Source organism: Mycobacterium sp. (genome assembly GCF_049585075.1).
In the GTDB taxonomy this organism is placed as follows: Bacteria; Actinomycetota; Actinomycetes; order Mycobacteriales; family Mycobacteriaceae; genus Mycobacterium.
In genome coordinates this window covers 1-3,275 of record NZ_JBAUZA010000429.1, presented here as the reverse complement: position 1 = coordinate 3,275, position 3,275 = coordinate 1, and the positions used below count along the sequence as shown (strand labels likewise).

The 3,275-nt window shown below is 61.0% G+C and carries 3 protein-coding genes; 1 reads left to right on the top strand and 2 read right to left on the bottom strand.

The window, feature by feature from the left end; all coding sequences use genetic code 11:
• Nucleotides 1-529: 529 nt before the first annotated feature.
• Both WB785_RS20210 and WB785_RS20205 read right to left on the bottom strand, forming a co-directional pair.
• Complete coding sequence (locus tag WB785_RS20210) at nt 530-1,303, bottom strand: spirocyclase AveC family protein (protein ID WP_424081174.1); 774 nt, start codon at nt 1,301-1,303, stop codon at nt 530-532.
• A gap of 423 nt (nt 1,304-1,726) precedes the next feature.
• Nucleotides 1,727-2,440, bottom strand: a complete 714-nt coding sequence (locus WB785_RS20205; protein WP_424081172.1) for an SDR family NAD(P)-dependent oxidoreductase — start codon at nt 2,438-2,440, stop codon at nt 1,727-1,729.
• Nucleotides 2,441-2,739: 299 nt separating this feature from the next.
• Between WB785_RS20205 and WB785_RS20200 the strand changes: the two genes are divergently transcribed.
• A partial coding sequence (locus tag WB785_RS20200; RefSeq protein WP_424081170.1) for an SDR family NAD(P)-dependent oxidoreductase occupies nt 2,740-3,275 on the top strand: 536 nt, incomplete at its 3' end.

Sequence of the window (3,275 nt, the reverse complement as noted above, 5' to 3'; positions counted from 1 at the left end):
TGCGCGCAGCGACCGATCCGGAGGTGCTCGGTGGGCAGTACCTCGGCCCCGACGGGTTAGGTGGGCACCGTGGCCACCCAAAAGTGGTCAAGTCCAGCAAGGCGTCGTACGACATCGACGCGCAGAGAAGGTTGTGGGCAATGTCTGAGGATCTGACGGGGGTCACCTACTCGCCCTGACCATCGTTGCCCTATCGGCATGTGCGGTTCCGCGTCGTTCATCGAAGGTGGGGCCGAGGGGACGGAACACATCCGCATCATGTCCAAGGACTCGAAGGCAGGGCCGATGTGCGCGACGTCGCCGCGACGGTCGCGTCAATCATCCTGCGCTGACGGGACTCAACCGAGCATCGCAGCCGCTCAACCGGAGTTCACCGGCGAAAATTGGCAGCGTCTTCCTAGCCATCTCCAACGGCCAAGGGGCGCAAACGAATCTGCGGTACCGAGGTGAAGTATTCCTGTGTGAACCATCTCTGTCGACGGAGATCAACCCTCGGCGCAGTCGAGTCCATCAGCACCGTGTGCGTCGGTCAGTGCGGTTGGTTCGGAACATCCGAGTACAACTGTACGTTCGAGCTGACGTTGACCAGACCGGCGAGCTTGGTGATCAGGTGAGGCGCGAATACTGCGCCGTAGACCGCGTGGCCGATGACGATGAACGAGACGACCGAAAGGACACCCGCCGCGGACCGACTGCGGGTCTTCGAATCCGACCACTGCTCAATGACCGTCCGGTCTGCTGGGTCCGTTCTTCCTAGGAGGTAGGCGAAAACCATCACTAGAATCCCCATCGCCAACGCGTCGTATAACGGGTACTGGCTACGGGTGCCCTCGAAGATCGCCAGGCCGCCGATCACGTACCCGTAGTAGAACACTCCCAGTTGAGCGCCGATGACCGCGTTGAACGTCAACGCCCACGCGAACCCGACCATCAAACCGCACCCCAGCAGCGCAAACGGCCGGCGCCATCCCCACCTCGCGGCCAAAGTGCGACCCAATGCGGCGCCGACGAGTGTTGGGAGCACGAAGTACGCGATATATCCCGGCGGTACGGCGGCGGGGAGGCCGCCCCAGGTCATGTTGAACGGCCACCAGGACGGCATCCGTGGCATGAACGGCGGGAACTGTGCGTACATCGACCAGTCGTAAGGCGCCTCCAACCAGGAAAACGAGATCGCCGAGATACACACCAGCAGTAATGAATCGAGACGCCGACGGCGCACTGATCGATACAAGCCCGCCGCTACGAAGACGGTACCGCCGATGTAGGCGAATAGAGTTCCGATCTGTGCTGCCAGGATCATTCGGCACCCCCGGTGTGGCTCTGTGCACTGCGGGCTTCGGGATCGAACCGGGCTACCAGGCCCACGACGATCGCGACGAGCCCGAAGAGCGTGCCCAACATAATCAACACGCCCACGTGTAGCTCCATCCGAATGACGATCAGTAACTGGCCAGTTATCAAACTAACGTTTGTCTCGGTCGGCATGCAAGGCATGGTGACGTTCTGTTCGCGATTCCCCTTTTCCGGACACCGCCGTATAGCTGCGTCGCGCGGTGATCACCCACCACCTGAGGAGACTAGGGCTCCCCGATGGAGACCCTGGGATGTCGTGGCAGTGGTTGCGGTCGCAGGATTCAACCGGTGCGATCCAGCTGCGTTCTCACGACCGCATCGACGCGGAGTGTTCACTGCTCTCGGCGGCCGCCTCTCTCCTAATTGCGGGTCACGTGTTGCGTCCGCCGTTGACGCCGATGATCTGTCCGGTTATGTAACCCGCCTCCTTGGAGACCAGGAACGAGCAGAGGGCCGCAACGTCGGCGGGCAGTCCGATGCGACGAACCGGCGTCCTAGCAATGATGTCGTCGATGCTGAACGGGCCGAAATCACCGCGAGCAGCAGAATTTCGGAGCATCGGAGTATCAATAAAGGCCGGTGGGACGCCATTGACGGTGATGCCGCGTGGCCCATACTCGAGCGCGAGAGCCTTGGTGAGTCCGTTGACCGCCGACTTCGCGGCTACGTAGTGCGCCTTTAGGAGCACGCCTGAGTGAGTACTCGAAGACGAGATGTTCACGATGCGACCCCGACGTCGTCTCATCATGTCGGGTAGAACGGCCTGCGCACAGTGGAACACCCCGTGGAGGTTCACATTGACGACGTGGCTCCACTCGTCGAAGGACATGTCGAGGAAGCGACTCTGCCCCTCGATGCCTGCTGCATTCACAAGCACATCGATCGGACCGAAGTTCGCGCGGATTTCAACGAGCGCCTTCTCGATTTCATCCCGGTCGGTTACATCAACGGTGTACGCACCCGGAGCGGCAACGGGCGACAGATCGAACGTAGTGACCATGAGGCCGTCGGTCCTTAAGCGGGCCGCAATTGCCGCGCCGACACCAGAAGCTCCGCCTGTCACCAACGCAACTGATCTACTCATCCGCTACTCCTATCCACTCGTATGCTTGCCCGCCGCTGAAACAAACGATAGTTTCATACCATCCTGTCCGCGAGCCCGTCTCATAGCAGTCCAAGTCGTCGACGGAAGAGCCTCCTCGAAGGACTGGTTCCGATAGCGGTCAGCGTGTTTGACGTACGAAGGGAATTGAGAATGGGCCCGACTAGACCGCGGCCCAATGGTGGCGGTAGGTCGTGCGCGTCTGCTGAGCGCGCCCGAGCGCAGGCTGCGTCCGACAGCAGTTCACATACATCGACACGACGGCAGGAGTCCATTCGACAATGAAGAACGTAGCGGTGGTAACTGGCGGCGCCGGCGGAATGGGCCTGGCCGTTGCTCACGCGCTTGGGCGCGAGGCTACTGTGCTGATCTGTGACGTCAGCCAAGAGCGTGTTGAGGGCGCACAGAATGAACTCGTCAACGCCGGAATCGACTGTGCTGCGACCATCTGCGACGTCACCGATCGTGCGTCTGTAGGCCAATTAGTGCAACGCGCAAAGGAACTCGGCACCGTTGTCTCAGTTGTCCACACCGCTGGGGTGAGCCCCAGCATGGGCTCAGCCGAGCTGATCTTGAAGATCAACGCGGTCGGTACAGTGTTGATCAACCAAGCCTTCCTCGGGATCGCGAGCCGGGGTATGGCTCTGGTCAACGTGGCGTCCGTCGCCGGGCACCAGCTTCCGCGATTTCTCACACCGACTCGACGCTACAAAAAGTCACGGACCGACATCGAACGGTTTCACTCCGACTTGCTGGCTGTGTGCAACCGGTTGCCCGAATCACGACGGGCGCAGCTGGCTTACGTGCTGAGCAAGAG

Bases quoted from the DNA above. Each gene is read 5' to 3' on its own strand.
- WB785_RS20205 (WP_424081172.1), bottom strand. From the start codon at position 2,440: ATGAGTAGATCAGTTGCGTTGGTGACAGGCGGAGCTTCTGGTGTCGGC.
- WB785_RS20210 (WP_424081174.1), bottom strand. From the start codon at position 1,303: ATGATCCTGGCAGCACAGATCGGAACTCTATTCGCCTACATCGGCGGT.